Genomic DNA, 25,046 nt, shown 5'->3' with positions numbered 1-25,046 from the left:
CTTAAAATGGACTTTCAAGAGGCTGCATACCCACGTATACGGCTTTGATTTGAGTGTAGGCTTTTAGGGTTTCGCTGCCGTTTTCACGGCCAATCCCTGACATTTTGTAACCGCCCACAGGCATCTCGGCAGGGGAGGCGCCATAGGCATTGATCCAGCAAATGCCGGCCTGCATCTGATGGATAACTCGGTGAGCGCGGTTAATGTCTTGAGTAAACACACCTGCGGCTAATCCTAGTTGGGTATCGTTAGCACGGCGAACGACTTCCTCTTCATCATTAAAGGGTAGCACTGACATCACTGGGCCAAAGATCTCCTCTTTACTCAGTGTCATCTCATCGGTGCAGTTGCCGAAGATGGTGGGCGCGACAAAGTAACCATTCGGGCTATTTTCAGGTGTTAATGCATGACCACCGGCGAGTAGCTCGGCGCCCTCTTGCTTACCTATCTCGATGTAGCTTAGTACCTTGTCTTGGTGAGCCTTTGAGATCAGTGCACCAAAGTTAGTCTCAGGATCCATTGGATCGCCACAGACGATATTGTTTTGGGTGCGGGTCAGTAGCTTTTCGATAAATTGCGGATAGATGGCTTTTTGCACGAATACGCGAGTACCGTTAGTGCAGATCTCGCCTTGGGTGTAGAAGTTACCCAACATGGCGGCAGAAACTGCATTGTCGATATCGGCATCGTTGAAGATGATAAGGGGCGACTTGCCCCCTAGCTCCATGGTGACCTCTTTAAGTGAACTTGCCGCAGCGGCCATCACTTTCTTGCCAGTGCCAACTTCGCCAGTGAATGACACTTTTGCTATTTGGTCATTGTTAGTCAGCCAAGCACCGACACGACCATCGCCTTGAACCACGTTAAATACACCATCTGGCACGCCAGCTTCGGTGAAGATCTCTGCTAACTTTAAGGCACCAAGGGGCGTTTCCTCTGATGGCTTAAAGATCATCACATTACCGCAAGCTAGAGCAGGAGCTGATTTCCAGCAAGCGATTTGTAACGGATAGTTCCACGCGCCAATACCAGCACAAATGCCTAGAGGTTCGCGGCGAGTATAGTAAAAGTCATCGCCTATGGTTTGCTGATTGCCTTCAATACTTGGGGCAAGGCTGGCAAAGAACTCGATAGAGTCGGCACCAGTGACAACATCGACTACCGAGGCTTCTTGCCAAGGCTTACCAGTGTCTTGTACTTCAATGGCGGCTAACTCGTCGTTACGCTCACGAAGTAGAGACACGGCTTTAAGCAGGATTCGACTGCGCTCCATAGCGGTCATTTTAGACCAAGTTTCAAAACCAACTTTTGCGCTTTCGATTGCGGCTTGTTGAATTTCTTCATCGGCAACTTCGACTAAGTAGCTCACCTCTCCATTGGCAGGATTGATGACTTCGAAGGTTTCGCCTGTGGTGTTTCTGAGAGCTTTGCCGTGGATATAATTGGGGTAAACGACTAGTGACATCGGGTTTCTCCGTACTGCATGATCACTGCCTCGATAAAGGCTTTAGATAGAATTTGGGCTTGCTGGAACTCTTTCTCTGGCGTTGGACTTAAGGCACTGCGTAGCCAGAAGCCATCGATCATCGCTGCAGTTTGTTTAGCTGCGGTAATGGCTTGAGGTTGCGGAAGTAGTTTTTTGAAAGAGAATAGAAGGTTGCTATAAAGTCGTTGGCTATTGATGTGCTGTAGTCTGGCAAGGCCTTGCTCATGCATGGCTTGCGACCAAAAACATAACCAAGTCTTAGTAGCGGGTCTTGAGCGTTGTAGCTCGGTAAAGTTGGCTTCGACTATGGCATGCAGTCGCTCGAGCGGTAACAGTGTTCTGCCTGTAGTGCGGCTCAACAGCGCTTGCTTAAGTTGATCTAGCAGGTACTTTTGCGTGGCTTCAATAAGGCCTTGCTTGCCGCCGAAGTAATGACTGATGAGCCCTGAAGATAAGCCTGCTAAACCGCTAATAGTGTTGATGGTGGTGTTGTGTAAGCCGTGACGCTCAACAGAGACAAGAGTGGCGTCGATGAGCTGTTGTTGTCGAACGGTTTTCATTGGCGGGCGCGGCATAAAGAGCAAATTCCTGAGTACATTATTGAATGTTGTTTTTAGTGTTATTTTTATTAATTCTTTGTTGTTTTTATTGTTGATTGAACGTTCAATTAATAACAACTCTAATGGTTAGAGTTGTAACGATCAAGCTTTATCGAAAAGTGCGACAGGCTTCACAGATTTGTTTTGCTGAATTATGCAGGGAGCTGGTGGTATGCAAGTTATTGTTTATTTAAGGGGAAATTGGCTGCTTTAATTTTGTTCAGAGAGGTCAGATGAGTCGCAAATAAAATTTCAATAAAAATTAGTTTTAACTGTAATCTTTATGAAATGGATAGGCTTGGACTCGAGTCGATCGGATTTGTCGGGCTGGCGACTGACTTAGAATCGCAGTCGTTATTGGGCTGTTATTCAGCTTGCGGTGATAGTGTTTGGTATAAAGCTTGGGGCATAAATAGCAGGCAAAAAAAAGGCGCTCCATTGGGAGCGCACAATCACAGACAACTTTCTATAAACTTCTTTAAACCCCTACTTAAAAACCTCTTTAAAATATTAATCTTCTAAGTAATTTAAAATGCCCATGGCTGCATCGCGCCCTTCGGCAATCGCTGTGACGACTAAATCTGAACCACGCACCATATCGCCACCGGCAAACACCTTAGGATTGCTGGTTTGGAATGGGTTGTCGGCCAGTTTTGCTGCTTTCACTAAGCCCCACTCATTGAGTTCAATATTGTGATCCGCTAACCAAGTTGCTGGACTAGGCTGGAAGCCAAAGGCGATGATAAGCGCATCGGTATCAAGTACTTGCTCGCTACCGGCTATCGGTTCTGGCCGGCGTCGACCACTCTCATCTGCTTCACCTAACTGAGTCTCTATGCACTCGATGCCTATTACTTTGCCGTCGACGGTTTTGATTGCCGTCGGTTGACGATTAAATAGAAACTCGACTCCCTCTTCTCGGGCATTTTGCACCTCCCGGCGTGACCCCGGCATATTCTCCTCATCGCGGCGATAAGCGCAGGTGACTTGAGTTGCGCCCTGTCGCACTGCGGTGCGAACACAGTCCATCGCGGTATCACCGCCGCCGAGCACGACAACACGTTTTCCCTTAAGGCTGAGATAGGGCGTATCTGTGCACTCTGTGCCCATCACGTTATGGGTATTACCGATAAGGTAGGGCAGAGCCTGATGAACCCCCTGTGCATCTTCGCCTGGCAGGTTTGCCTTCATTGCTGTGTAGGTGCCCATTCCGAGGAATACGGCATCGTATTGATCTATTAACTCTTTAAAGTCGATATCTTTGCCAACGGTAACGCCAAGTTTAAATTCTATTCCCATGCCTTCAAGCACGGTGCGGCGAACCTGCATCACCTCTTTATCGAGTTTAAATGAGGGAATACCGTAGGTGAGTAGGCCACCTATCTGTGGGTTCTTATCAAACACCACGGCTTTAACACCGTTGCGGGCCAAGATATCAGCGCAGCCAAGACCTGATGGACCCGCGCCTATGATAGCGACACGTTCTTTACGGGGAGTCACCTTTGACATATCTGGGCGCCAGCCCTGTGAGATAGCTGTATCGGTAATGTACTTCTCGACATTACCTATGGTTACCGCGCCAAACTCTTCGTTCAGGGTACAGGCTCCTTCACACAGGCGGTCTTGAGGGCAAACTCTACCGCAGATCTCCGGTAGGGTATTGGTTTCATGAACCAGATCTGCCGCTTCCATGATTCGGCCCTGTTTGGCGAGTTTAAGCCAATTAGGAATATAGTTATGCAGCGGACATTTCCACTCACAATAGGGATTACCACAGTCTAGGCAGCGATCGGCCTGCTCATTCACTTGAGGCTGGGCAAAAGGCTGATAGATCTCAATAAATTGTGTTGCACGCTGCTTAGCGGCGTGTTTAGTCGGGTCTTTACGCCCAACTTCAAGGAACTGAAAATCATTGCTCATTTTGTGTTACCCCGCTCTAACTGCTATTGCAGGTTTAGATTGTTCTAACTTCAACAGATCGCTTAGCTCAACATTTTTGGGTTTTACTAAGATGAAGCAATCTAGCCAGTTCTCAAAGTCGCTTAAGATCATCTTGGCATGCTCGCTGTTGGTCTCTTTGACATGTTGTTCAATCAAGTCACGTAGATGTTGCTGTTGGATCGGCGATTGGACTTTATGGGTATCGACCATCTCGGTATTGACGCGGCGATTGAAGCGGCCAAATTGGTCAAATACGTAAGCAAAACCACCTGTCATGCCTGCACCAAAGTTAACCCCTGTCTTCCCTAGCACCACAACAATACCGCCTGTCATATATTCACAGCCGTTATCACCTAAGCCCTCAACAACGGCGATGGCTCCTGAGTTACGTACGGCAAAACGCTCACCAGCTTTACCCGATGCGAATAGTTTGCCGCCAGAGGCACCATATAAACAGGTGTTACCTAAAATAGAGGAGCGTTCACTCCTAAACGGACTTCCTAGTGGTGGGTAGACACAGATCTTACCGCCAGACATGCCTTTACCCACATAGTCGTTGGCATCACCACAGAGCATTAACTCAAGACCCGGGGCGTTCCATACACCAAAGCTTTGGCCGGCACTACCGTTAAACTTCAAGGTGATAGGCGCCTTTGCACCGTCGCGGCCTGCATGAGTGGCGATGAAACCTGAAAGGCTAGCCCCCACAGAGCGGTCGGTATTGTTGATATTAAACATCTCACAAATCGACTCACCCGCTTTGACGGCTTCTTTGCAGTCCTCTACGAGGCGTTGGTTCAACAGGCCTTTGTCTGATGGCTGATTGATTTCACGCCAAGTGACAGCTGAGTTTTCTGGTACCTCAGGGCGATACAGGATTGGTGTTAAGTCGAGGCTTTGCTGCTTAGCCGTTTCACCTTCGATGGCCGCTAACCAGTCGCTTCGACCGATCAACTGCTCAAACTCGGTAACGCCAAGGGCTGCCATCTGCTCACGGATCTCTTGAGCAACAAACTCGAAGTAGGTCATCACCCGCTCTGGTAGGCCGTGATAATGTTCATTACGTAGGGTTTGGTTTTGGGTGGCAACACCTGTGGCACAGTTATTTAGATGGCAAATACGTAGGTACTTACAACCGAGTGCAATCATAGGTACGGTTCCAAAGCCAAAGCTCTCGGCGCCAAGTAGCGCGGCCTTGATAACGTCTTTACCCGTTTTTAAGCCGCCATCAACTTGCAGCCTGATTTTATGACGTAAGCCATTGGCAACTAATGATTGATGAACTTCGGCAAGTCCAAGCTCCCATGGGCTACCTGCATACTTTACCGAAGTGATTGGGCTTGCACCCGTACCGCCATCGTAACCAGATACGGTGATCATATCGGCGTAAGCTTTGGCTACGCCAGTGGCAATCGTACCGACACCAGGTTCAGAAACCAGTTTGACCGACACAAGCGCCTTAGGATTTATTTGCTTTAAGTCGAAGATCAGCTGCGCTAAATCTTCGATGGAGTAGATATCATGATGAGGCGGCGGTGAAATCAGGGTGACACCAGGGCGAGCATTACGCAGCGCGGCAATCTCTACACTGACTTTATCACCGGGAAGCTGACCGCCTTCACCAGGTTTTGCCCCTTGAGCAACCTTAATCTGCAACACTTCAGCGTTGACGAGATAATGGGCGGTAACGCCGAAACGACCCGATGCGATCTGCTTGATGGCAGAGTTACCTTCGGTGCCAAAACGGCGCGGATCTTCACCACCTTCACCAGAGTTTGAGCGACCTCCTAGGCGGTTCATGGCAACGGCTAGCGCCTCGTGAGCCTCGGGGCTCAGGGCTCCGATACTCATTGCCGCACTATCGAAACGCGGGTAGAGGGTTTTAGCGGCTTCGACCTTATCGAGTTCAACAGGGGCAAGTTCGCCTTTGACTTGGATTAAATCACGCAAGGTGGCAATAGGGCGGTCATCCACAAGCTCGGCAAAGCGTTTATAGGCTTGGTAATTCTGGTCCTTTAAACTGGCCTGCAGGGTATTAACTACATCAGGGTTAAAGCAGTGATATTCACCGCCCTCTACGTATTTTAGTAGGCCACCCTGTGGCAGTTGTTGATGGGCTCTAAAGGCACTCTTGTGTAAGATCTGTTGATCTTTCTCAATCAAGTCAAAGTTTGCTCCCTGAATACGACTAATCACGCCGTTAAAGCAAAGTTCGACCACTTCATCTGCAAGGCCTACGGCCTCAAACTGCTGGCTACAGCGATAAGATGCGACGGTACTAATGCCCATCTTGGACATGATTTTACGCAGTCCTTTATCGATACCGTAGCGGAAGTTGAGCATGAGATCGCGAGTATTTTCGACACCGTTCCGCTGAGCGAGATCAGCGATGCACTCATAGACAAGGTAAGGATAGATAGCGGTGGCACCGAAACCTAACAGCACGGCGAAATGATGTGGATCTCTTGCCGATGCCGTTTCTACTATGATGTTGGTATCACAGCGTAGACTGTTATTGACTAATACTTGTTGCACTGCACCCACAGCCATAGCGGCTGGGATCACTTGTTTTGACTTGGCTGTGGCGCGGTCGGAAAGAACTAGCAGTGTGGTTCCCGAACGCGCAAGGCGCTCGGCCTCATCGCAGATCCGTTTAACAGCGGCTTCCAGTCCTTCGCTAAGATCATAATTCAAGTCGACAGTGTTAGCGCGATAGTAGGTGCTATCGAGTGCCATAAGCTGATTGAAATCGCTAAATAGCAGCACTGGTGAGTTAAACATCACGCGATAAGCATGACCTGTGGTTTCGTTAAACAGATTTTGCTCACGACCTGCACAGGTGGTTAACGACATCACATGCTTTTCACGCAGCGGATCGATAGGTGGGTTGGTTACCTGAGCAAACTTTTGGCGGAAGTAGTCATAGATGGTGCGCGACTTCTTAGACAGCACTGCCATCGGGGTGTCGTCGCCCATAGAGCCTGTGGCCTCTTCACCTTTTTGAGCTAATACCCAGATGACTTGCTCAAGCTCTTCTCGCGAGTAACCAAACTGCTTTTGATATTGCAGTAGTTGGGCATCATCGAATTCACGTTTACCCTGTTCACCGGGGCCGAAGTCTTCTGCAGGCTTAAGCACCTTACTGTTTTTGGCCATCCACTCTTTGTATGGATGACGACGCTTAAGGTCATTATCGATCTCAAATGAGGAGTAAAGTTGACCATTTAAGGTGTCTAGAACCAAGAGCTCACCTGGGCCGACACGGCCTTTTTCTATCACCTCATCTGGGCCATAGTCCCAAATACCCACCTCTGAACCTAAGGTTAAAATACGGTCTTTGGTAATGACATAGCGTGATGGACGTAGACCATTACGGTCAACGGCGCAGGCGGCATGGCGACCATTAGTCATTACGATGCCGGCAGGGCCGTCCCATGGCTCCATGTGCATGGAGTTAAAGTCATAGAAGGCTTTAAGCTCTTCGTCCATCTCGGGATTACTCTGCCATGCTGGTGGAATAAGTAGACGCATGGCTCGGTATAAGTCCATTCCACCGGCAAGTAACATATCAAGCATATTATCGAGGGAGGAGGAGTCTGAGCCTGTTTCATTAACGAAAGGCGCGGCTTGTTGTAGATCTGCTAACAGAGGCGCGGTGAACTTGTAAGCACGGGCTCTTGCCCATTGACGGTTACAAGTGATGGTATTGATCTCACCATTATGGGCCAGATATCTCAATGGCTGAGCCAGTGGCCACTTAGGTGATGTATTGGTTGAGAAGCGCTGGTGGAATAAACAGATTGAACTCTGTAAGCGTATGTCTGCTAGATCACTATAGAAAGCGGGCAGATCCGCAGGCATCATCAGCCCTTTATAGACGATGACTTGGCCTGAAAGACTGGCAACGTAGAAGTCTTTATCGTGAGTGAGCTGCTGCTCCACACGTCGTCTTGCCATATATAGGCGGCGCTCTAAGTCTTTTTCTCGCCAGCCGATAGGGGCATTAATCAATACTTGTACTATTTGCGGCTGGCTGGCCTTACCTATAGGTCCCAGTACGTTAGCGTTTACCGGAACGTCTCGCCAGCCTGCGACACTTAAGGTCTCTTTTTGCAGCTCTTGTTCAATTAGCTGCTTGGCTTGCGAAGCTAAAATAGTATCTTGGCTGAGAAACAGCATACCCACTGCAAAGCGGCGGCTAAGGTGCCAGTCATTCTCTTCGGCAATAGCTTTGAAAAAGTTGACTGGTAATTGCATTAATAGTCCACAGCCATCGCCTGTTCGGCCATCAGCAGCAATACCACCACGATGCTTCATTCGGTCTAGGCCGTGGATCGCGGTGCGTACAATTCGGTGACTCGGTTCACCGTCCATCTGGGCGATTAAGCCAAATCCACAATTGTCCCGCTCAAAACTTGGATGATATAAGCTCATTACTACACTCCCTAACCTCGACTGATACAACTCGGGAGATAAAGCAAAATTATCTATAGATATGCACCCGAATCAATCAAATTAACTCTAAGAGTCTTAAAGGTCAAACCTATTTAGTGCATAAAAAGTAACAGGCTTGTGTCGTTTTATACGCAGGTGTTAACTGCTTTACCTTGACGTAAACTGCAGATGCTTACGTATAACCTTATGAATAAAAAGAATTTTAAATTAAGTGTTTTTGCGCTTTTACCTTTTTATAACAAGTTGCTGGATTGTACTTGTTTTCAGTAAAGTGATTTTTATTGCAGATACAGTGAAATGATAATCACTTTTGCTTGTGACTATTTATGCATTAGTAACCGTTAAAGTAATTAACCCCAAGTGAACGGTATGCCAGTGTAGTATTTCCGTTATTTGAGCTAGCGCTAATTAATGTTTTTTAGAACTGGTTAAAATAGCGCAAATTTTTTGGCTAGGTGATATAGCAGTTGGGACTGGATAGTTACGTTAATACCTTTGGTGGTGTGTGCAAACAGAAATATGGTGAGCGGATCCGTAAGCTGACAATTGATGCAAAGTTTACTTGTCCAAATCGTGATGGCACCTTAGGCAAGGGCGGTTGTACCTATTGTAATGTGGCATCATTTAGCCATGAGCATAAGACCGAGCTATCTATCCAAGAGCAATTAGCTCAAGGCAGAGAGCGTCTGTCATCAAAGTCATCAAAGTACATTGCATATTTTCAAGCTTATACCAGTACTTATGATGAGTACTTGGTCCTTAAGCAAAAATATGATGAGGCGATCCAAGATAGCGATATCGTTGGCCTATGTGTCGGTACTCGCCCAGATTGCGTTCCCGATGAGGTTCTCGAGCTATTAGTTGGCTATCAAAATGATGGTGTCGATGTATGGTTGGAGTTAGGTTTGCAGTCGGCAAACGATGCAACATTAAAGAAGATCAATCGCGGTCATGATTTCGCTGCTTATGAAGATACGGTTGTCCGTGCTCGCAAGTTAGGTATTAAGGTCTGCACTCACTTGATCTTAGGGTTACCGGGAGAGTCCCATGAAGATTACCTTGAAACACTCGATAAGGTATTAACTGTTGGCGTTGATGGCTTGAAGCTACATCCGCTACATATCGTTGAAGGTAGCACCATGGCCAAAGCATGGCGCAATAATAAAATGAGTCTGCTTGAGCTTGAGACCTATGCCTACAGTGTCGGTGAGTTAATCCGCCGTACGCCTAAAGAGGTGATATTCCACCGAGTGACGGCTTACGCGAAAAAGCCTATGCTGTTAGCACCTGATTGGTGTGCATATCGCTGGAATGGTTTGGTTGCGATTGTTGACGATCTTAAAGCGAAGGGGGGCCAGGGGGCTTACCTTGAGACGCAAAAATCGACAGTTGAACCAATATTTGAGTAAATAATATTCATTGTTAGCTAGTGAATCGTGAGTCTTATAGACAGTTTGTGTAACTTACTGTTATTAAAAGGTTAAAATGACGGTAATTTGACTCTCATCTATTACTAGCTATTGCACCCGTGATTATAGCGGGTATTATGTGGTAAAATTGATTTTTTGTATACACGACAATATTTTGAGAGGTGCCTAAATGGCAGCAGCTGAGCTAGATTCAATCCTAGATCTTAATACACTGGAGCAATACTGCAGTGCAATTGGTGCAGGTACGCTACTTAAAAGCGTCGTTTTATTTGAACAACTTATGCCAGAATACGTTGGCAATTTAGTCAGTGCGCAGCAGGCGAATGATAAAGATACGCTTTGCAGCGAAGCGCATAAATTTAAGGGCGCAGCGGGTTCTGTTGGACTTAAGCGTATTCAGCAGTTTGCTCAGTTATTACAGCATGGCGAAGAAGCAAGCTGGCAACAAGAGCACCTAACATGGCTAAATGAGATTGTTGAATATGCATCGAAAGATCTACAGCAATTAAAAGAATACTTGGAGTCTAAGGTTTAGTTAAACCGACTCTTTTATTCAATAGCGCAGCTTGGGCCTCCCACTGCGCTATTTTTTTATCTGTAATCTAGCTTCTGTAGTAGATTATCTTGTGCATTTTTGATTCAGTTCACAAACTAGCCAACTTACCTCAAGGTTAACTTAGCTATTTATGATAGAGTTAAATTGAACTATTAGATAAGTAATGTCACTGGTAATCTATTTTATGAAACATCTCCCCAGTTTAAAAAATTTGTTCTATCTGGTGAACTTGCACCAAGAGCAGAATTTCAATAGAGCCGCCAAAATATGCCATGTTAGTCAGTCGACTTTGTCTAGCGGTATTCAGAATCTTGAAGAGCAGCTGGGGCATCAGTTAATTGAACGTGACCACAAATCATTTATTTTCACCGCCATAGGCGAAGAGGTGGTAATGCGTTCGCGTAAATTATTGACCGATGTAGACGATCTTGTTGAGCTGGTTAAACACCAGGGAGAACCTATGACCGGGGAGATCCGTTTAGGTTGTATTCCAACGATTGCACCATTTCTACTGAGTAATGTGGTACAGCACTGTAAGCAGGTTTACCCAGATCTGACACTGTTTTTAAAGGAAGACACCACTGATAGGTTAATCGATGCTCTCGGTAAAGGTGAGCTTGATCTATTGTTACTTGCACTTCCGGTGGATACCAGTGGTTTTCATAGTATGAAAGTCGGCATCGACCCGTTTAAAATGGTGGTGCACAAAGATTTAACCGATGAGATCCATGAGCCGATCGACTACCAAGACTTGCCTGATGAAAGTATCTTCCTTTTGCAAGCTGAGCATTGCATTACGGGGCATGCGATTACTGCATGTCAGTTAGGCGAAAGTGCTAAGATCAATCCGTTTGCCGCAACAAGCTTACATACCTTAGTACAGATGGTGAACTGTAAGCTCGGTACCACTTTCCTGCCTCAGATGGCGATTGATGCGGGGATTTTAAATAATACGGATTTAACCACTATGGCGCCGCCAGGGGAAACTCCTTATCGAGATATCGGTTTAGTTTGGCGTCAAACGTCCAGCAGGATTTTGACCTTTAGAACATTAGGATTAGAGATCCAAACCTTATTGGATCAAGCTGACGATATTTAGCGATGAGATAAAACAGAACAGCCGATATGATTATCGGCTTTTTTTATTGGGGATTTTTGCGCTATGTATTAGCCGTTTTTGGCGTTACACCAAAGACTTCGATAGAGTGCTGTTTACCCTTGAGCTTAATAGGACCTAGGCTGTTTAGGTTATATTTCGAGTCACTGTATTCGAGTCGTGACTGCAGTGAACCTGAGATCAGCATGCGCTGACCCAGTGGATTACACTGATCTTGTAATCTTGCTAGCGTATTAAGTACGTCGCTGAAGAAGCTAATCTCTTGTTTCTGCACACCTACAACGGCAGCCACAACTTGCCCACAATGCGCAGCGGCTTTAAATTTAGGAACAAAACCGTACTGCTCTTCAAAGTATTGTCTCTGCCAGCTAAGCTGCTGACTAAACTCGTAGTAGATATTGAAGCAGCGATCTTCCTTAATCCCATCTTTTAGTGGCCAATAGATCAATACCGCATCGCCCATATAACGATAAATCTCAGCTTCGTTATTGGTTACTGTATCCGCGAGTAGGCTAAAGCTGTCTTGAATAAGACGACTAAAACGATAATCACCCAAAGATTCTGCATGAGTGGTGGATGCCACCATATCGAGGTAAAGGAATAAGCGCTGCTCATATCTTGGTTTGTGGTACTTACCTAAACCGATATTAAATAGCACTCTAGGGCCAACGAGTAGCGCCATTTGCTCGATAAAAGCAAGGCCAATGCGCACCACAACCAAATAGACAATCAAAGCTTGAAACGATGGACTATAAAGGATGTGCGCAGTGAGCATTTGGCGCAAGGTGGTCATGTGGTTTTCAATGGCCCACATGTTGAGGTACTGGGTGATATAAGCCAGGGTTGTGGCACCAAGCAATAAAAACAACCCTTTGAAGATCACTGAAAAAACATAAGGTAAGCGATTAATTGCACTAAAGTCTGCAATTAAGTTCGACATCCAGTGAAGGCTGCCAAAAATAAGACCCATATAAATAGAAAGCGTGGCTAAATCAGCGGAACCAATGGCCCACTGTGGCAATTCAGGCGTTTGTGCGTATCTAAAAAATACGAAAGCCGCCATGGCTGCAGTCCATGCGAATATAGCAAAGGTTAATTTCTTCGCTTGTATACGTGCTTTCACTATTTAAGGGAATCCAAATGCTACATAAATTTAGGAGGCGCTAGTTTATAGAATAAACCCCTACTTTTACCAGCAGTATTTGTGATCTAAGTCAAATGAGTGTGAGTTTTGGCCAAAAAACGACTCAAAGTAGTTGTGAAAGTATTCTCTGAGTAAATTGCGTCTTTAAATAGAAGCCTCTGGGATTGGTTTGAGTCAGCTTACCGTCTCGGCCTATGCTGTCGGTGAGTACCTGACTATTTGCCGCTTTTGGACGAAGTTGCAACACTTCGCCGTGGCGGGCAGTAACCTTATCGACCTGTCCCATCGAGATAAACTCCATGATCTCTTCCCAGTCTTGCTTGAGTTGCGCACTCTCTTCAGCTGATGGACGCCATAAGATAGGTGAGCCTATTTGACGCAGGGACAAAGGAATATCTCTATCGCCTTGCACTGGGATCCACAGAATTTGTTGAAGTTTATGGCAAACAACACTCTCTTCCCAAGTTAGCCCTTGAATATTTGTCAGTGGAGCGACAGTGACGTAGGTGGTTTCTAATACCTTGCCGAGTGCACTTACGGGGATAGTTTTAAGCTCTATACCTAGGTGAGCAAAATCTTGCTCAGGTTTTGAACCTGCTAATGCACCGAGTTCGAGTTCAATGAGTTGACCAACCCAACCTTTATGTCGTTTTAGATCTTTAGGGATTTGGATTTCGTGGAAATTCGCGAGTTGGCCTAGGGTTAAACCTGCCATCGATTCAGCGCGTAGCATTAACTCTTCGATGCTATTTGGAGAGTGGAGTGATTTCTTCATGGGGCGATTTTACCTAATTAAAGGCTTTTATCAAACAAGTACAAAAAATGAACAGAGATTCATTTTGCTGAGGATAACTTTAATCATTTCATCTAAGCTTATGAATTAAGAGACGATCTTTTAAATATGAGCTAACTGTTACTCAGATACTAAGTAGTTACACCAGTTCTTTCCCTCTTTTTCCAACATAGTTATCCACAGATTTATTGGATAACTTCAATTTAGCATCGGACTACTGCAATAAATGTGATCTGTCAATGCTATTTTCTTGCGGTTTTTGGCTTTTTTCTCACAGCAAACTATTGCACTTGTGAATAACACCTTTGGTTCATTTATCGCTTTTATGGATTTAATTTTGCTGTGCAAATAGTAAGCACTCTCTATGGTGGTTGCTATAGATATTTGGGTTTTCTTGGGTAACTTGTTGTTATTCAAGTTTTTAACTGGGTTGTTATGAGAGGGGGTAAATTGATAAACTCAGATTAAAGCGACAAGTTATTAGACTTTAACCGAGTTTCCAACAGAGATATCCACAGTTTCTGTGGATATCATCGCTTATTCATCATTAGTTCTGTTGATAAGGTTGTCGTTAATGGGGATTTATCCAAAGAATTGTGCGTAACAGATATTTGCTGCCGGACACGCTTTGTGAAACAATCAAAAGATTAATAGTTAATAGTTCGGAGTCCATGTGATTGATAGTGACGGCTTTCGCGCAAATGTGGGCATCATTATCTGTAATCGCTTTGGGCAGGTTATGTGGGCAAGACGATTTGGCCAACATTCCTGGCAATTTCCTCAGGGTGGCGTTGACGATGGAGAGTCGGCAGAAGAGGCCATGTATCGTGAGTTATATGAAGAAGTAGGATTAAAGCCAGAACATGTGCAAATTCTAACATCGACGCGATCATGGTTACGCTATAGGCTACCTAAGCGGTTAATCAGACAAGATAGTAAACCCGTGTGTATAGGGCAAAAACAGAAGTGGTTTTTGCTACAATTGAAAAGTGCCGAAAATGCCATAGATCTCAACGCAAGTGGCCATCCAGAGTTTGATGATTGGCGTTGGGTTAGTTATTGGTATCCAGTAAGGCAAGTCGTTTCTTTTAAAAGAGATGTTTACCGAAAAGTCATGAAAGAGTTCGCTCCGACTACCTTACCTTTACAGGTTAAAGAGTCGAATAACAGAAGACGAGGTATGCGTAGAAGCTAAATAGGGAGGTTTGCGTTAGTGCTAAAAACACTTAGAGATATCACACAAGCAGTTGCTTCAGCCCGCGATCTACAATATGCGTTGGAGTTGCTGGTTACGCGAACCAAACAAGCTATGATGACTGAATGTTGCTCTATCTATATTATAGAGGAGCAACATCTTATTTTATCCGCGACAGATGGCTTAGACCCTTCAGCTGTCAATCGTGTCAAACTCCCTGTCACCCAAGGGCTCGTTGGGCTGGTAGCCCAAAGAGAAGAAGCCATTAACTTAGCCGATGCGGCTTCACACCCTAGATTTAAATTACTTCCCGAAGTGGCTGAAGAAGCCTACAGCGCCTTTCTTGCGGTACCAATCGTTTATCAAAAATCAGTGATTGGCGTGATCGTGGTGCAGCAGGTTCAAGCTCGGCAGTTTAGTGAAGGCGAAGAAGCTTTTTTAATGACGCTCGCAGCGCAGCTCGCTGTTGCAATCAAGGGACTCACCCATAAGGTTAAGAGTGGGGATAGCCTGCAGCAGCGTTATTATACTGGCACCCAAGCATCGAAAGGGATTGCGATAGCAAAGGCGTTAGTGCTGGGCGGGCAGATTTCATTTGATTTAGTCGAGCAGCAAACTCAATCAACGGCAGGTGAAGAGTTGCGTCTGCAAGAGGCGATGAGTCGCTGTAAAGATCTATTGGTTGGCTTGTCACAGCGTTTTGACCGTGAGAAAGATGAAGAAGCGGCGTCAATTTTTAATGCATTGCTGTTACTGCTTGAAAAAAGTAGCCTCGGTGGTGAATACATAAAAGAAGTTAGAGCTGGCTGGTGCGCTGAAACGGCTGTATGCCGTGTATCAAAACGTTATATCGAACATTTTGAGGCGATGAGCGATCTTTATCTGAAAGAGCGCGCCAGTGATATCAGAGATTTAGGGCAAAGGGTTCTTAGGCAATTAATTGAACCCAATAAGATCTTTTTAGAGCCCGAAACGCCAGTGATCCTGATTGCGCGTGAGGCGAGCACCACCTTGCTTGCAGAATTTCCTCGGCAGAAGCTTGCAGGTATCGTTACCGAGTTCGGTGGAGCAAACTCTCATGCGTCCATTCTCGCTCGAGCGATGGGAGTGCCAGCGATAATTGGTGTTGATGGGATTTTAAGCGCTAATATCGAACAGTCTTTGCTAATCATTAACGCCAATCGTGGCCAAGTGATTATTGAGCCATCCGCGATAGTACTTTCAGAGTACCAAAGCTTAATTGCTGCTCAGGAAGAGCAGCAAAGACAATATGCACAAGAGTTGTCATTTAAAACGGTTACTCAAGATGGTAAGCGTATTTACCTTTATATAAACAGTGGCCTGCTTTCCAGTGTCGATTCAGAAACAGGTTCAGACTCTGACGGTATTGGACTTTACCGCACCGAGATCCTGTTTATGATTAAGCAGTGTTTCCCAGGTGAGATCGAGCAACTCGAAATTTACCGTAAGGTATTAAAGGCGGCAGGCGACAAGCCTGTAGTGATGCGAACTCTAGATGTTGGCGGAGATAAGCCGCTCGATTATTTTCCTATTGTAGAAGATAACCCTTTCTTAGGATGGCGTGGTATTCGCTTGTCACTCGACCATCCGGAGTTATTCTTGATCCAGCTAAGAGCCATGCTGCAAGCAGCGATAGGTTCAGAACAGTTGCACGTACTCCTACCTATGGTCAGCAATCTCGAAGAGGTTGATTTAGCACTTATCTATCTAGATCAAGCTTGTCAGGAGCTAACCGCGGAGCTTGGCAAAACGGTTACTATGCCTAAAGTCGGCATTATGCTTGAAGTGCCCGTGTTGCTGTATCAACTCGATGAAGTCGCTAAACGTGTCGATTTTGTCTCAGTTGGCTCCAACGATTTAACTCAATACTTGTTAGCGGTCGATCGTAACAACCCCAGTGTGAGTCCCCTATTTGATAGTTATCATCCTGGGGTGCTTAGAGCGCTTAAGTTTGCAGTAGAGCGGTGTAACGAGTATCAGTTGCCGATTAGCGTCTGTGGAGAGCTTGCTGGCGAGCCTATTGGCGCTATTTTGCTTATCGCTATGGGCTACGACCAGTTAAGTATGAACCAAGCGAGCTTAGCTCGGATAAATTACCTTTTAAGGCGTGTTTCTCAAACCGAGTTGAATCAGCTACTAGCTCAGGCCTTAAAGCTAAATAGTGGCGAAGAGGTGAGGTTGCTAGTGGGTCAATACTGTGAACAAAAGGGGCTCACGTCAGTATTAAGTTAAAAGAGCTTATGCTCTATGAACTCCGCCTTGATTGTTTTAAGCTTGATAAATAATAACGACTAAAGGTAGCGCTTGTGGAAAGCTGGCTATATATATTGTGCATCTGCCTTATTTTAGGCGCGGGGATCGGTTTTATGGCTGGGCTCCTAGGGATCGGTGGGGGCCTGATAGCGGTTCCTGCCTTGCTGCATATTCTTCCTCAGGCCGGTATTACGTCAGATAACTTACCCCATGTGGCTATCGCGACTTCTTTAGCTGCAATTATCCTGACTTCTCTCTCTTCTGCTCGTGCTCACCATAAACGAGAAAACATTCCTTGGCCGCTATTTAAATCTATGCTGCCCGGTTTTGTGTTGGGAGCTTTATGCTCGGGATTTATCTCTGAGATGATTGCCGCTAAATCACTGCAGCAAATCTTTGCACTATTCGTGATCTTGATGGCAGTGCAGATGGCCTACCCATTTAAAGCACAATCAAGCCGAAATATGCCAGGGCCGATGAGTTTATTTTTTGCCGCAGCAGGCATTGCGGTTATTGCGGCGTTGATGGGGATAGGTGGTGGAGTTCTTTTGGTTCCATTCTTAACTTGGTGTGGCCTACAGATGCGTTTTGCCGTGGGCTTCTCTGCGGCGACGGGGTTACTCATCGCCTTGTTTGGCAGTATTGGTTATACATTGGCAGGCTGGAACGCCCCAAGCTTACCCGATTGGACTCTAGGCTACATCTATCTGCCAGCGCTCATTGGTATCGTATCGACCTCAATGTTAATGGCGCCTGTGGGCGCAAGGGCGGCTACTACGCTTCCCACAGCAAAGTTAAAGAAGCTATTTGCTGTATTCCTTGCCCTTGTCGGTTTGAAACTTGTTTTAGCATAATGTTCTACCGAGTAATTATTGGTAGTATTTCCGCGTTTAGCGCTGACAGTAAGCTCAGCAACTCTTTTTTATAGGTAGATAATCATGAAACAGTATTTAGATCTTTGTCAGCGCATTATTGATGAAGGAACATGGGTTGAGAATAGCCGCACCGGTAAACGTTGTCTTACGGTGATTAATGCTGATCTGGTTTATCATGTCGATAAAAATGAATTTCCGCTGATTACCACCCGTAAAAGTTTTTATAAAGCAGCCATCGCCGAACTGCTAGGCTATATCCGAGGTTATGATAATGCTGCTGATTTTCGTGCTATCGGCTGTAATACTTGGAACGCCAATGCCAATGATAACCAAGCTTGGCTAAATAACCCACATCGTAAAGGCACGGACGATATGGGCCGAGTCTACGGTGTTCAGGGGCGAGGTTGGAGTAAGCCAGACGGTGGCAACGTTGACCAGTTACGTAAAATTGTCGATGACCTATCTAAAGGGATAGATGACAGAGGCGAGATCTTGAGCTTCTATAATCCAGGTGAATTTCATATGGGGTGTTTAAGACCGTGTATGCACACCCACAACTTCTCTTTAGTGGGTGATACCTTGCACCTAACGAGCTTCCAGCGCTCCTGCGATGTCCCACTAGGGCTGAACTTCAATCAGGTCCAGGTATTTACGCTATTGGCCTTGATGGCACAAATTACAGGACACAAAGCGGGAACGGCGTTCCATAAAATTGTTAACGCCCATATCTATGAAGATCAGTTAGAACTGATGCGAGATGTGCAGATTAAGCGCCAACCCTTTGCTTCACCGAAGTTAGTGATTAACCCTGATATCAAATCCTTAAAAGATCTTGAGACTTGGGTGACGATGGATGACTTTGAAGTGACAGGCTATGAACACCACGAGGCGATTAAATACCCATTCTCTGTGTAGTTTTCCTGAGTACAAATCAGACTATAAAAACTCGCCAAATGGCGAGTTTTTTTTATCCAATATTGGCCAAACTCTCGCGTAGCCTTCATCTATTTATACCTTCAATTTATCTGTTATAAGATTCCTGTTACTTTGACGGTTTAAGTCTATTTTCAGCATAGACTCAGTTAATGATTGCTGCAAAAATGAACGAAACTTCGTTTTTTTCGAGTCCTTATCTGCGGGTGATTTAGGCTCTCATTTTTAGAGAAAACTAGACTTTCGATATAGACCACCGTTTTACTTGCTAAAAAAGTGTGATCTATAGCGCTTTATTGTTGTTGTGAGTTTTTAAAACGTGATTATTCTGTTGATGTTTGATATTTACTTTCTATAGGACTAGACTTGATACTTCGGATATCCCGATGTTTATAGCTGATGCAAACGATTATTCAGGTTAATCGTATTCGGCTACACTCGCGGTATTGAGATTTTATGGAGCGTAAAAATGGAACGGGCAATTAGGAATTTTCTAAGCCAGGAATCGGCAGGCGGCATCTTATTGATGATTTCCGTCGTGCTTGCAATGTTATTAGCAAACTCACCTTTATCGGGTATGTACCAAGGCTTTCTGGAAACAGAGATGCAAGTGCGTGTTGGTAGCCTTGATATCGATAAGACACTTATTCACTGGATCAACGATGGCTTGATGGCCATTTTCTTCATGCTTATCGGTTTGGAAGTGAAGCGAGAGTTGCTTGAAGGTGCATTATCTAGCCGTGCTCAGGCATCTTTGCCTACATTTGCGGCGATCGGCGGTATGGTTTTCCCAGCAGCTGTATACCTTCTTTTCAACTACTCAGATCCAATTACACAGGTGGGTTGGGCAATTCCAGCTGCGACCGATATCGCGTTTGCTTTAGGTATTATGGCGCTACTTGGTAGCCGCGTACCTGTAGCATTAAAGGTGTTTCTATTAGCACTGGCGATTATCGATGACCTCGGTGTGGTTGTCATTATTGCACTGTTCTACAGTACAGATTTATCAACTATTAGCTTAGTTGTCGCTGCTATTGCGATTCTTGGTTTAATTGGATTAAATCGCAAAGGCGTCACCGCCCTAGGGCCATATGGTGTATTAGGTCTTATTTTATGGATCGCGGTTCTGAAGTCTGGTGTACATGCCACATTAGCAGGCGTAATTATTGCCTTCTGTATTCCGCTTAGAGCTAAAGATGGATCGTCTCCTTCTGAGAGTTTAGAGCATAGTCTGCACCCATGGAGTACCTTCATTATCTTGCCTATCTTTGCTTTTGCAAACGCAGGCGTAGACTTAGGTGGTATGAGTTTAAGCTCATTGTTATCACCAGTACCACTTGGTATTGCACTCGGTCTATTGGTAGGTAAGCCGCTTGGTATCATGTTGTTTAGTTTCATCGCCGTGAAGCTTAAACTGGCTGTTTTACCTGAAGGCATGGGCTGGAGGCACATTACACCTGTTGCTGTGATGTGTGGTATCGGTTTCACTATGTCTATGTTTATCTCTTCACTTGCCTTTATTGGTGAGGGACAGATGTACGGTGATTATGCAAGATTAGGGATTTTATTGGGGTCAATAGCATCAGCGACGATAGGTTATTTCTGGTTGTCGAAGGTGTTACCTGAGAAAGGAGAGAAGGCATGAGATTAGGATTATTTGCATTAGTTATTGGTCTTGGGTTTAGCTCTGTCGCAACCGCTGGTCAGATTGAGCGTTGTAATCAAGACATCGACAGTGTTGTGTGTAAAAACTACTTAGATGGTGTTGTTGATGGAGCCTTGATGTATAGAGGTGCGGCTGTGGGTCAACGGTTAGAGACTGATGGTTATGAGTCTCGTGCACTTAAGTACCGCGGTGGTAAGCGTTTTCAGGAAGCCAACCGTGAATTTTGCCGGGATAGAATACCTGATCGAAACTCGCTGGTTTCAGGGTTAGCTGAGGCATTCTCGGCTGGTGAGATCAAGACTACTGACGATTTAACAGCTGTGATGTCTGACTTAATGGACTGTCAACGTCTTAAGTAAGCCTAAAAGACTAACGAGGCAACTGAATAAGTTGCCTCGTTTTTATTTACAACAACGGTAACCGACTATGGCAAATCTAAACTATAACCATCTTTACTATTTTTGGATGATCCAGAAGAAGGGCACCGTAGCTAAAGCTGCCGAGGCTTTATGCTTAACCCCGCAAACAGTCACAGGTCAAATTCGCGTGCTCGAAGCGAGCCTAAAGGGCAGTTTATTTAAGCGAGTAGGACGTTCACTAGAGCCTACTGAGCTTGGGGAATTAGTTTTTCGCTATGCCGACAAGATGTTCAGTCTTAGCTATGAAATGCTCGACTTGCTGAACTATCAAAAAGATGAAAATATCTTGTTTGAAGTGGGGATTGCGGCCGCGTTATCTAAGGCGTTGAGCAGTCGAGTATTACTCTCTGTTGTACCGAGTGATGGCTCGATGCATTTAGCCTGTTATGAAGCGACACATGAAGAGTTAATGACGCGACTACGTGAGCATAAATTGGATATGATCCTTTCTGACTGCGCTGGGGAGAGCCTTAAATATCCTGAAATCCTTTCTAAGCAACTCGGTGAGTCTGGTGTGGCTTTTTTCTCTGCAGAGACATACTCCAAGCCTTTTCCACAATGCTTAGAGCAGGGAAAGTTACTTATTCCTGGAAGACGAACCTCACTGGGGCAGCAATTAGTGCGCTGGTTTGATGAGAAGGCCCTGAATGTGAGCATTCTGGGGGAGTTTGATGATGCGGCGATGATGAAATCTTTTGGCTTTTTCAAACAAGGGATCTTTGTCGCTCCTTCGATTTACAAGCAAGATATTTTAGCTCACGGTATGACTTTGCTAGGTGAAACATCAGAAATTAAAGAGGTGTATCATGTGATGTTTGCCGAGCGAATGATCCAGCATCCGGCGGTTAAGAGCCTATTAGAAACAGACTTTACCGAGTTGTTCGCTGGTAACGACTTAAAAGTACAGCAGTTGTAGCATGTTCCTGATGAGGCTATCTTAGTCGACTCCTCAGTCTTAGTCCGGATTAGATTATCCTGTGTAGCAATTATCGACACTAAGGCGCGGCAACTGGTACACTTAGCTGCAATATAACGATAACAGTTTGGAGTTTGCACCTTGTCTGAATCAACCCAAGAACCGATGAAAATATCAAGAGTTAAATGGGCTTGCCGTAGAGGCATGCTTGAGCTGGATGTTCTGTTTCAGCCTTTTGTTGAAGCGCACTATGAGTCAATGTCGCTAGAAGATAAAACCGTATTTGTTAAACTTCTCGAGTGTGAAGACCCGGAGTTATTTGCTTGGTTTATGGGACATGAAGTGTGCCCTAATCCTGCGTTTGCTGAAATGATTATCAAGGTTCGTGGGCGTCCAGCAGCATAGTTTTGATGTTAGCTCCTCCAACGGTCAGCGACTTTCTCTGGCCGTTATTACTGTTATCTGTTTAAGCTCTTTCCTTTTTTGGCCCTACGCTGAAAATACCCTTTATATCTCGATAAAGTACCTCGTTTTTACGGCCTGCTGTGGTTTTTTTCTCTGGCAGTTTTATCGCTTAAGGCATTGGCGCTGTCAGTTTGTGCTCAACGCTGATGGTGGAGGTAAGCTTAATCGCTGCATGGACTTTGTGTTAACTGGAAAGCCGGTGATTACACCTTTTGCTGTGATGTTTGATATTGTTTTGATGGGGAAGATAAAACGTCTGGTACTGTGGGCGGATATGTTAGACGACACAAATTATCGACATCTGTGTCGTCTACTTCAGTTAGCCTATCAGGGGCAGTGCAGGTAAAGCACTATTTAGTCAGGCTGTAAGATGGTTGGTTTTGGCGATTCATCCTTGTTAGGATGATCGATATTATAATGCAAGCCTCGACTCTCCTTGCGCTCCATAGCACAGCGAATTATCAGCTCGGCAACTTGTACTAGGTTACGCAGTTCAAGTAAGTTGTTACTCACCTTAAAGTTGCTGTAATACTCTTGAATTTCCTGTTGTAGCATTACGCAGCGACGCAGAGCCCGCTCAAGACGCTTATCCGAGCGCACAATACCCACATAATCCCACATAAAGAGGCGAAGCTCATGCCAGTTATGGGCGATGACAACCTCTTCGTCGGAGTTCGATACTTGGCTCTCGTCCCATGCCGGTAAACAACTCGGCATAGGAATTTTACCGAGTTGGCTCTCAATATCTTCGGCGGCAGCACGGGCAAATACCAGACACTCAAGCAGAGAGTTACTGGCTAGGCGATTTGCACCGTGAAGTCCGGTATAAGCCACTTCACCGATGGCGTATAGGCCGTTGAGATCGGTTTGGCCATGCAGATCTGTCATTACACCACCGCAGGTATAATGCGCGGCAGGTACCACAGGGATTGGCTCTTTGGTGATATCGATGCCAAGTTCGAGGCAGCGCTTATAAATAGTTGGAAAATGCTTGATGATAAAGTCTGCTGGCTTATGAGTAATATCCAGATACACACAGTCAGAACCTAAGCGCTTCATCTCATAGTCAATGGCACGAGCAACGATGTCACGTGGTGCAAGCTCGGCACGCTCATCAAACTCTGGCATAAAGCGTGTGCCATCGGGGCGACGCAAATAAGCCCCTTCACCTCTAAGAGCTTCGGTCAGCAGGAAGTTTCTGGCATCGGCATGATATAAGCAAGTTGGATGAAACTGATTAAATTCCATATTGGCAACACGGCAACCAGAACGCCACGCCATAGCAATGCCATCGCCAGATGCAATATCTGGGTTAGAGGTATATTGATAAACCTTAGAACTGCCGCCTGTTGCTAGGGCAACGAAACGTGCCTTAACTGTTTCAACATGCTCTTCATCTCTGTTCCAAACATAGGCTCCTTGGACACGGTTGCCCGGTCGACTCAACTTACGAGTAGTAATGAGGTCGATGGCGTTGTAGCGCTCCAGCACAAGAATATTGGGATGGTTGCGAGCCTGATCCTGTAGGGTGACTTGCACCTCTTTGCCTGTTGCGTCTGCGGCATGTAGAATGCGTCTGTGACTATGGCCACCTTCACGGGTTAAGTGATAAGGCGCTTCCTCTTTACTGCCAGCGGGAACTTCTTCTTTATCGAAGGCCACGCCACAATTAATTAACCATTGCATTGCAGCTTTGGCATTTTCGGCAGTAAATTTGACGACAGGTTCGTCACAAAGCCCGGCTCCGGCAACTAAAGTGTCGGCAACATGGGACTCGATGGTGTCATCTTCATCGAAGACTGAGGCGATACCGCCTTGGGCATAATAGGTTGAGCCTTCGCTGAGCGGCCCTTTGGATAGCAAAATAACTTTTGATTTTTCAGCAAGATGCAAAGCTAAAGTGAGACCGGCAGCACCACTACCGATAACCAAAACGTCAGATTGGTGTTCAACTACTTGTTTCATCAGGTATCATAGAGTTATCTGGGAGTCCGACTATGTTAAACCATGACGTCGAATATGGATACTTTCATCGGTCGCATATAAAAAAATCAAAGCTTCCATAAAAGAAAATCACATCTTTGCAAATTTTTTTAGAACTTTTTTGAAACGCGCTAGTCTACATAAGTGAATATGATTCGAGCGGCTGAGAAATCAGTATTAGATTTAGGAGTAGTCGGCTCGGATGAGTGGACAAATAAGTGATCAACAATTAGTTGAGCGCGTACAGCGTGGAGACAAAAACGCTTTTAACCTTTTGGTACAGAAATATCAAAACAAGGTCGCGAATCTGATATCTCGTTACGTGCGAAATCAGGCCGATGTTGCAGATGTTTCGCAGGAAGCTTTTATTAAAGCTTACCGCGCATTACCAAACTTTCGTGGTGAAAGCGCGTTTTATACTTGGTTGTACCGCATTGCAGTGAATACTGCGAAGAATCATCTGGTCGCTCAGGGACGTCGTGCCCCAGCGAATGATGTCGATGCTGAAGAAGCTGAATATTATGATGGCAGTGATGCGCTAAAGGAGTTTGCCTCCCCAGAGCGTCTGGTTTTGTCAGATGAAATTCAAAAGGTAGTTTTTGATACCTTAGACACACTGCCAGAAGAGTTGAAGATGGCTATTTCTTTACGGGAGCTCGATGGTATGAGTTATGAAGAGATTGCCAATGTCATGGATTGCCCTGTAGGCACTGTAAGATCACGGATCTTCAGAGCGCGAGAGGCAATCGATAAAAAGCTTAAGCCGTTGCTAGAACGTTAGCATCTTAAATAGATAGGT

At 45.5% G+C, this 25,046-nt stretch carries 20 protein-coding genes; 13 read left to right on the top strand and 7 right to left on the bottom strand.

The features are described 5' to 3' along the window. Nucleotide 1 precedes the first annotated feature (1 nt). The 4 genes from betB to gltB form a co-directional block, all read right to left on the bottom strand. Entirely contained in the window at nucleotides 2–1,465 is a 1,464-nt protein-coding gene (gene betB / locus JMA39_RS03540) for a betaine-aldehyde dehydrogenase (protein WP_202720456.1), read from the bottom strand. Then, on the bottom strand, nucleotides 1,456–2,061 hold the full coding sequence (betI, locus tag JMA39_RS03535) for a transcriptional regulator BetI (protein ID WP_202720455.1): 606 nt from the start codon (nucleotides 2,059–2,061) through the stop codon (nucleotides 1,456–1,458). The genes betB and betI overlap by 10 nt, the downstream gene beginning before the upstream one ends. Nucleotides 2,062–2,595: 534 nt before the next feature. Next, nucleotides 2,596–4,005 (bottom strand): FAD-dependent oxidoreductase, encoded by a 1,410-nt coding sequence (locus JMA39_RS03530; RefSeq protein WP_202720454.1) that lies wholly within the window; start codon nucleotides 4,003–4,005, stop codon nucleotides 2,596–2,598. Nucleotides 4,006–4,011: 6 nt separating this feature from the next. Continuing rightward, nucleotides 4,012–8,460, bottom strand: coding sequence for a glutamate synthase large subunit (gene gltB / locus JMA39_RS03525; protein ID WP_202720453.1), 4,449 nt, complete (start codon nucleotides 8,458–8,460; stop codon nucleotides 4,012–4,014). 488 nt (nucleotides 8,461–8,948) lie between these two features. Here gltB and JMA39_RS03520 point away from each other — a divergent pair, with 488 nt between their 5' ends. The 3 genes from JMA39_RS03520 to oxyR all read left to right on the top strand — a co-directional run bounded on the left by JMA39_RS03520 (nucleotide 8,949) and on the right by oxyR (nucleotide 11,566). Beyond that, on the top strand, nucleotides 8,949–9,890 hold the full coding sequence (locus JMA39_RS03520; protein WP_202720452.1) for a TIGR01212 family radical SAM protein: 942 nt from the start codon (nucleotides 8,949–8,951) through the stop codon (nucleotides 9,888–9,890). A 190-nt stretch (nucleotides 9,891–10,080) separates the two neighbouring features. Then, a complete protein-coding gene (locus JMA39_RS03515) occupies nucleotides 10,081–10,446 on the top strand; it encodes an Hpt domain-containing protein (protein ID WP_202720451.1) in 366 nt (121 codons plus the stop codon). A gap of 205 nt (nucleotides 10,447–10,651) precedes the next feature. Continuing rightward, nucleotides 10,652–11,566: a hydrogen peroxide-inducible genes transcriptional activator OxyR gene (gene oxyR / locus JMA39_RS03510; protein WP_202720450.1), complete on the top strand. Its 915-nt coding sequence runs from the start codon at nucleotides 10,652–10,654 to the stop codon at nucleotides 11,564–11,566. A gap of 61 nt (nucleotides 11,567–11,627) precedes the next feature. On the opposite strand, the gene JMA39_RS03505 is transcribed toward oxyR, so the two are convergent. Both JMA39_RS03505 and mutH read right to left on the bottom strand, forming a co-directional pair. Then, a complete protein-coding gene (locus tag JMA39_RS03505; protein WP_202720449.1) occupies nucleotides 11,628–12,707 on the bottom strand; it encodes an adenylate/guanylate cyclase domain-containing protein in 1,080 nt (359 codons plus the stop codon). Nucleotides 12,708–12,831: 124 nt separating this feature from the next. After that, a complete protein-coding gene (gene mutH, locus JMA39_RS03500) occupies nucleotides 12,832–13,503 on the bottom strand; it encodes a DNA mismatch repair endonuclease MutH (RefSeq protein ID WP_202720448.1) in 672 nt (223 codons plus the stop codon). 691 nt (nucleotides 13,504–14,194) lie between these two features. On the opposite strand from mutH, the gene rppH reads away from it, so the two are divergent. The 9 genes from rppH (at nucleotide 14,195) to JMA39_RS03455 (ending at nucleotide 22,610) form a co-directional block, all read left to right on the top strand. Continuing rightward, nucleotides 14,195–14,716, top strand: a complete 522-nt coding sequence (rppH, locus tag JMA39_RS03495; protein ID WP_202720447.1) for an RNA pyrophosphohydrolase — start codon at nucleotides 14,195–14,197, stop codon at nucleotides 14,714–14,716. Between the two features lie 18 nt (nucleotides 14,717–14,734). Continuing rightward, nucleotides 14,735–16,969 carry a phosphoenolpyruvate--protein phosphotransferase gene (ptsP, locus tag JMA39_RS03490; protein ID WP_202720446.1) on the top strand — a complete coding sequence of 745 codons (2,235 nt, stop codon included), beginning with the start codon at nucleotides 14,735–14,737 and terminating at the stop codon, nucleotides 16,967–16,969. Nucleotides 16,970–17,043: 74 nt separating this feature from the next. Then, entirely contained in the window at nucleotides 17,044–17,844 is an 801-nt protein-coding gene (locus JMA39_RS03485) for a sulfite exporter TauE/SafE family protein (protein WP_202720445.1), read from the top strand. Nucleotides 17,845–17,928: 84 nt separating this feature from the next. Then, nucleotides 17,929–18,780 carry a thymidylate synthase gene (locus JMA39_RS03480; protein ID WP_202720444.1) on the top strand — a complete coding sequence of 284 codons (852 nt, stop codon included), beginning with the start codon at nucleotides 17,929–17,931 and terminating at the stop codon, nucleotides 18,778–18,780. Nucleotides 18,781–19,267: 487 nt separating this feature from the next. Beyond that, a complete protein-coding gene (nhaA, locus tag JMA39_RS03475) occupies nucleotides 19,268–20,443 on the top strand; it encodes a Na+/H+ antiporter NhaA (RefSeq protein ID WP_202720443.1) in 1,176 nt (391 codons plus the stop codon). Beyond that, entirely contained in the window at nucleotides 20,440–20,823 is a 384-nt protein-coding gene (locus JMA39_RS03470; RefSeq protein ID WP_202720442.1) for a hypothetical protein, read from the top strand. Before nhaA ends, JMA39_RS03470 begins: the two co-directional genes overlap by 4 nt. Nucleotides 20,824–20,890: 67 nt before the next feature. Next, nucleotides 20,891–21,799 carry a transcriptional activator NhaR gene (gene nhaR / locus JMA39_RS03465; RefSeq protein WP_202720441.1) on the top strand — a complete coding sequence of 303 codons (909 nt, stop codon included), beginning with the start codon at nucleotides 20,891–20,893 and terminating at the stop codon, nucleotides 21,797–21,799. A 165-nt stretch (nucleotides 21,800–21,964) separates the two neighbouring features. After that, nucleotides 21,965–22,204, top strand: coding sequence for an FAD assembly factor SdhE (locus JMA39_RS03460; protein ID WP_202720806.1), 240 nt, complete (start codon nucleotides 21,965–21,967; stop codon nucleotides 22,202–22,204). Further along, nucleotides 22,185–22,610 (top strand): protein YgfX, encoded by a 426-nt coding sequence (locus JMA39_RS03455; RefSeq protein ID WP_202720440.1) that lies wholly within the window; start codon nucleotides 22,185–22,187, stop codon nucleotides 22,608–22,610. Before JMA39_RS03460 ends, JMA39_RS03455 begins: the two co-directional genes overlap by 20 nt. 8 nt (nucleotides 22,611–22,618) lie before the next feature. On the opposite strand, the gene nadB is transcribed toward JMA39_RS03455, so the two are convergent. Beyond that, nucleotides 22,619–24,229 (bottom strand): L-aspartate oxidase, encoded by a 1,611-nt coding sequence (gene nadB, locus JMA39_RS03450; protein WP_202720439.1) that lies wholly within the window; start codon nucleotides 24,227–24,229, stop codon nucleotides 22,619–22,621. 220 nt (nucleotides 24,230–24,449) lie between these two features. On the opposite strand from nadB, the gene rpoE reads away from it, so the two are divergent. Then, a complete protein-coding gene (gene rpoE / locus JMA39_RS03445; protein WP_202720438.1) occupies nucleotides 24,450–25,028 on the top strand; it encodes an RNA polymerase sigma factor RpoE in 579 nt (192 codons plus the stop codon). The last annotated feature ends 18 nt before the right edge of the window (nucleotides 25,029–25,046 follow it).

It is taken from the genome of Shewanella schlegeliana, assembly GCF_016765635.1.
GTDB lineage: Bacteria > Pseudomonadota > Gammaproteobacteria > Enterobacterales > Shewanellaceae > Shewanella > Shewanella schlegeliana.
Note: the sequence above shows the minus strand (reverse complement) of the source record. Positions and strands in the feature narration are given on the sequence as shown.

Coding starts and splice junctions, on each gene's coding strand:
- JMA39_RS03515 (WP_202720451.1), top strand. CDS start 10,081: ATGGCAGCAGCTGAGCTAGATTCAATCCTAGATCTTAATACACTGGAG.
- betI (WP_202720455.1), bottom strand. CDS start 2,061: ATGCCGCGCCCGCCAATGAAAACCGTTCGACAACAACAGCTCATCGAC.
- JMA39_RS03460 (WP_202720806.1), top strand. CDS start 21,965: ATGAAAATATCAAGAGTTAAATGGGCTTGCCGTAGAGGCATGCTTGAG.
- oxyR (WP_202720450.1), top strand. CDS start 10,652: ATGAAACATCTCCCCAGTTTAAAAAATTTGTTCTATCTGGTGAACTTG.
- mutH (WP_202720448.1), bottom strand. CDS start 13,503: ATGAAGAAATCACTCCACTCTCCAAATAGCATCGAAGAGTTAATGCTA.
- nhaR (WP_202720441.1), top strand. CDS start 20,891: ATGGCAAATCTAAACTATAACCATCTTTACTATTTTTGGATGATCCAG.
- rpoE (WP_202720438.1), top strand. CDS start 24,450: ATGAGTGGACAAATAAGTGATCAACAATTAGTTGAGCGCGTACAGCGT.
- gltB (WP_202720453.1), bottom strand. CDS start 8,460: ATGAGCTTATATCATCCAAGTTTTGAGCGGGACAATTGTGGATTTGGC.
- betB (WP_202720456.1), bottom strand. CDS start 1,465: ATGTCACTAGTCGTTTACCCCAATTATATCCACGGCAAAGCTCTCAGA.
- nhaA (WP_202720443.1), top strand. CDS start 19,268: ATGGAACGGGCAATTAGGAATTTTCTAAGCCAGGAATCGGCAGGCGGC.
- JMA39_RS03480 (WP_202720444.1), top strand. CDS start 17,929: ATGAAACAGTATTTAGATCTTTGTCAGCGCATTATTGATGAAGGAACA.
- nadB (WP_202720439.1), bottom strand. CDS start 24,229: ATGAAACAAGTAGTTGAACACCAATCTGACGTTTTGGTTATCGGTAGT.
- JMA39_RS03530 (WP_202720454.1), bottom strand. CDS start 4,005: ATGAGCAATGATTTTCAGTTCCTTGAAGTTGGGCGTAAAGACCCGACT.
- JMA39_RS03470 (WP_202720442.1), top strand. CDS start 20,440: ATGAGATTAGGATTATTTGCATTAGTTATTGGTCTTGGGTTTAGCTCT.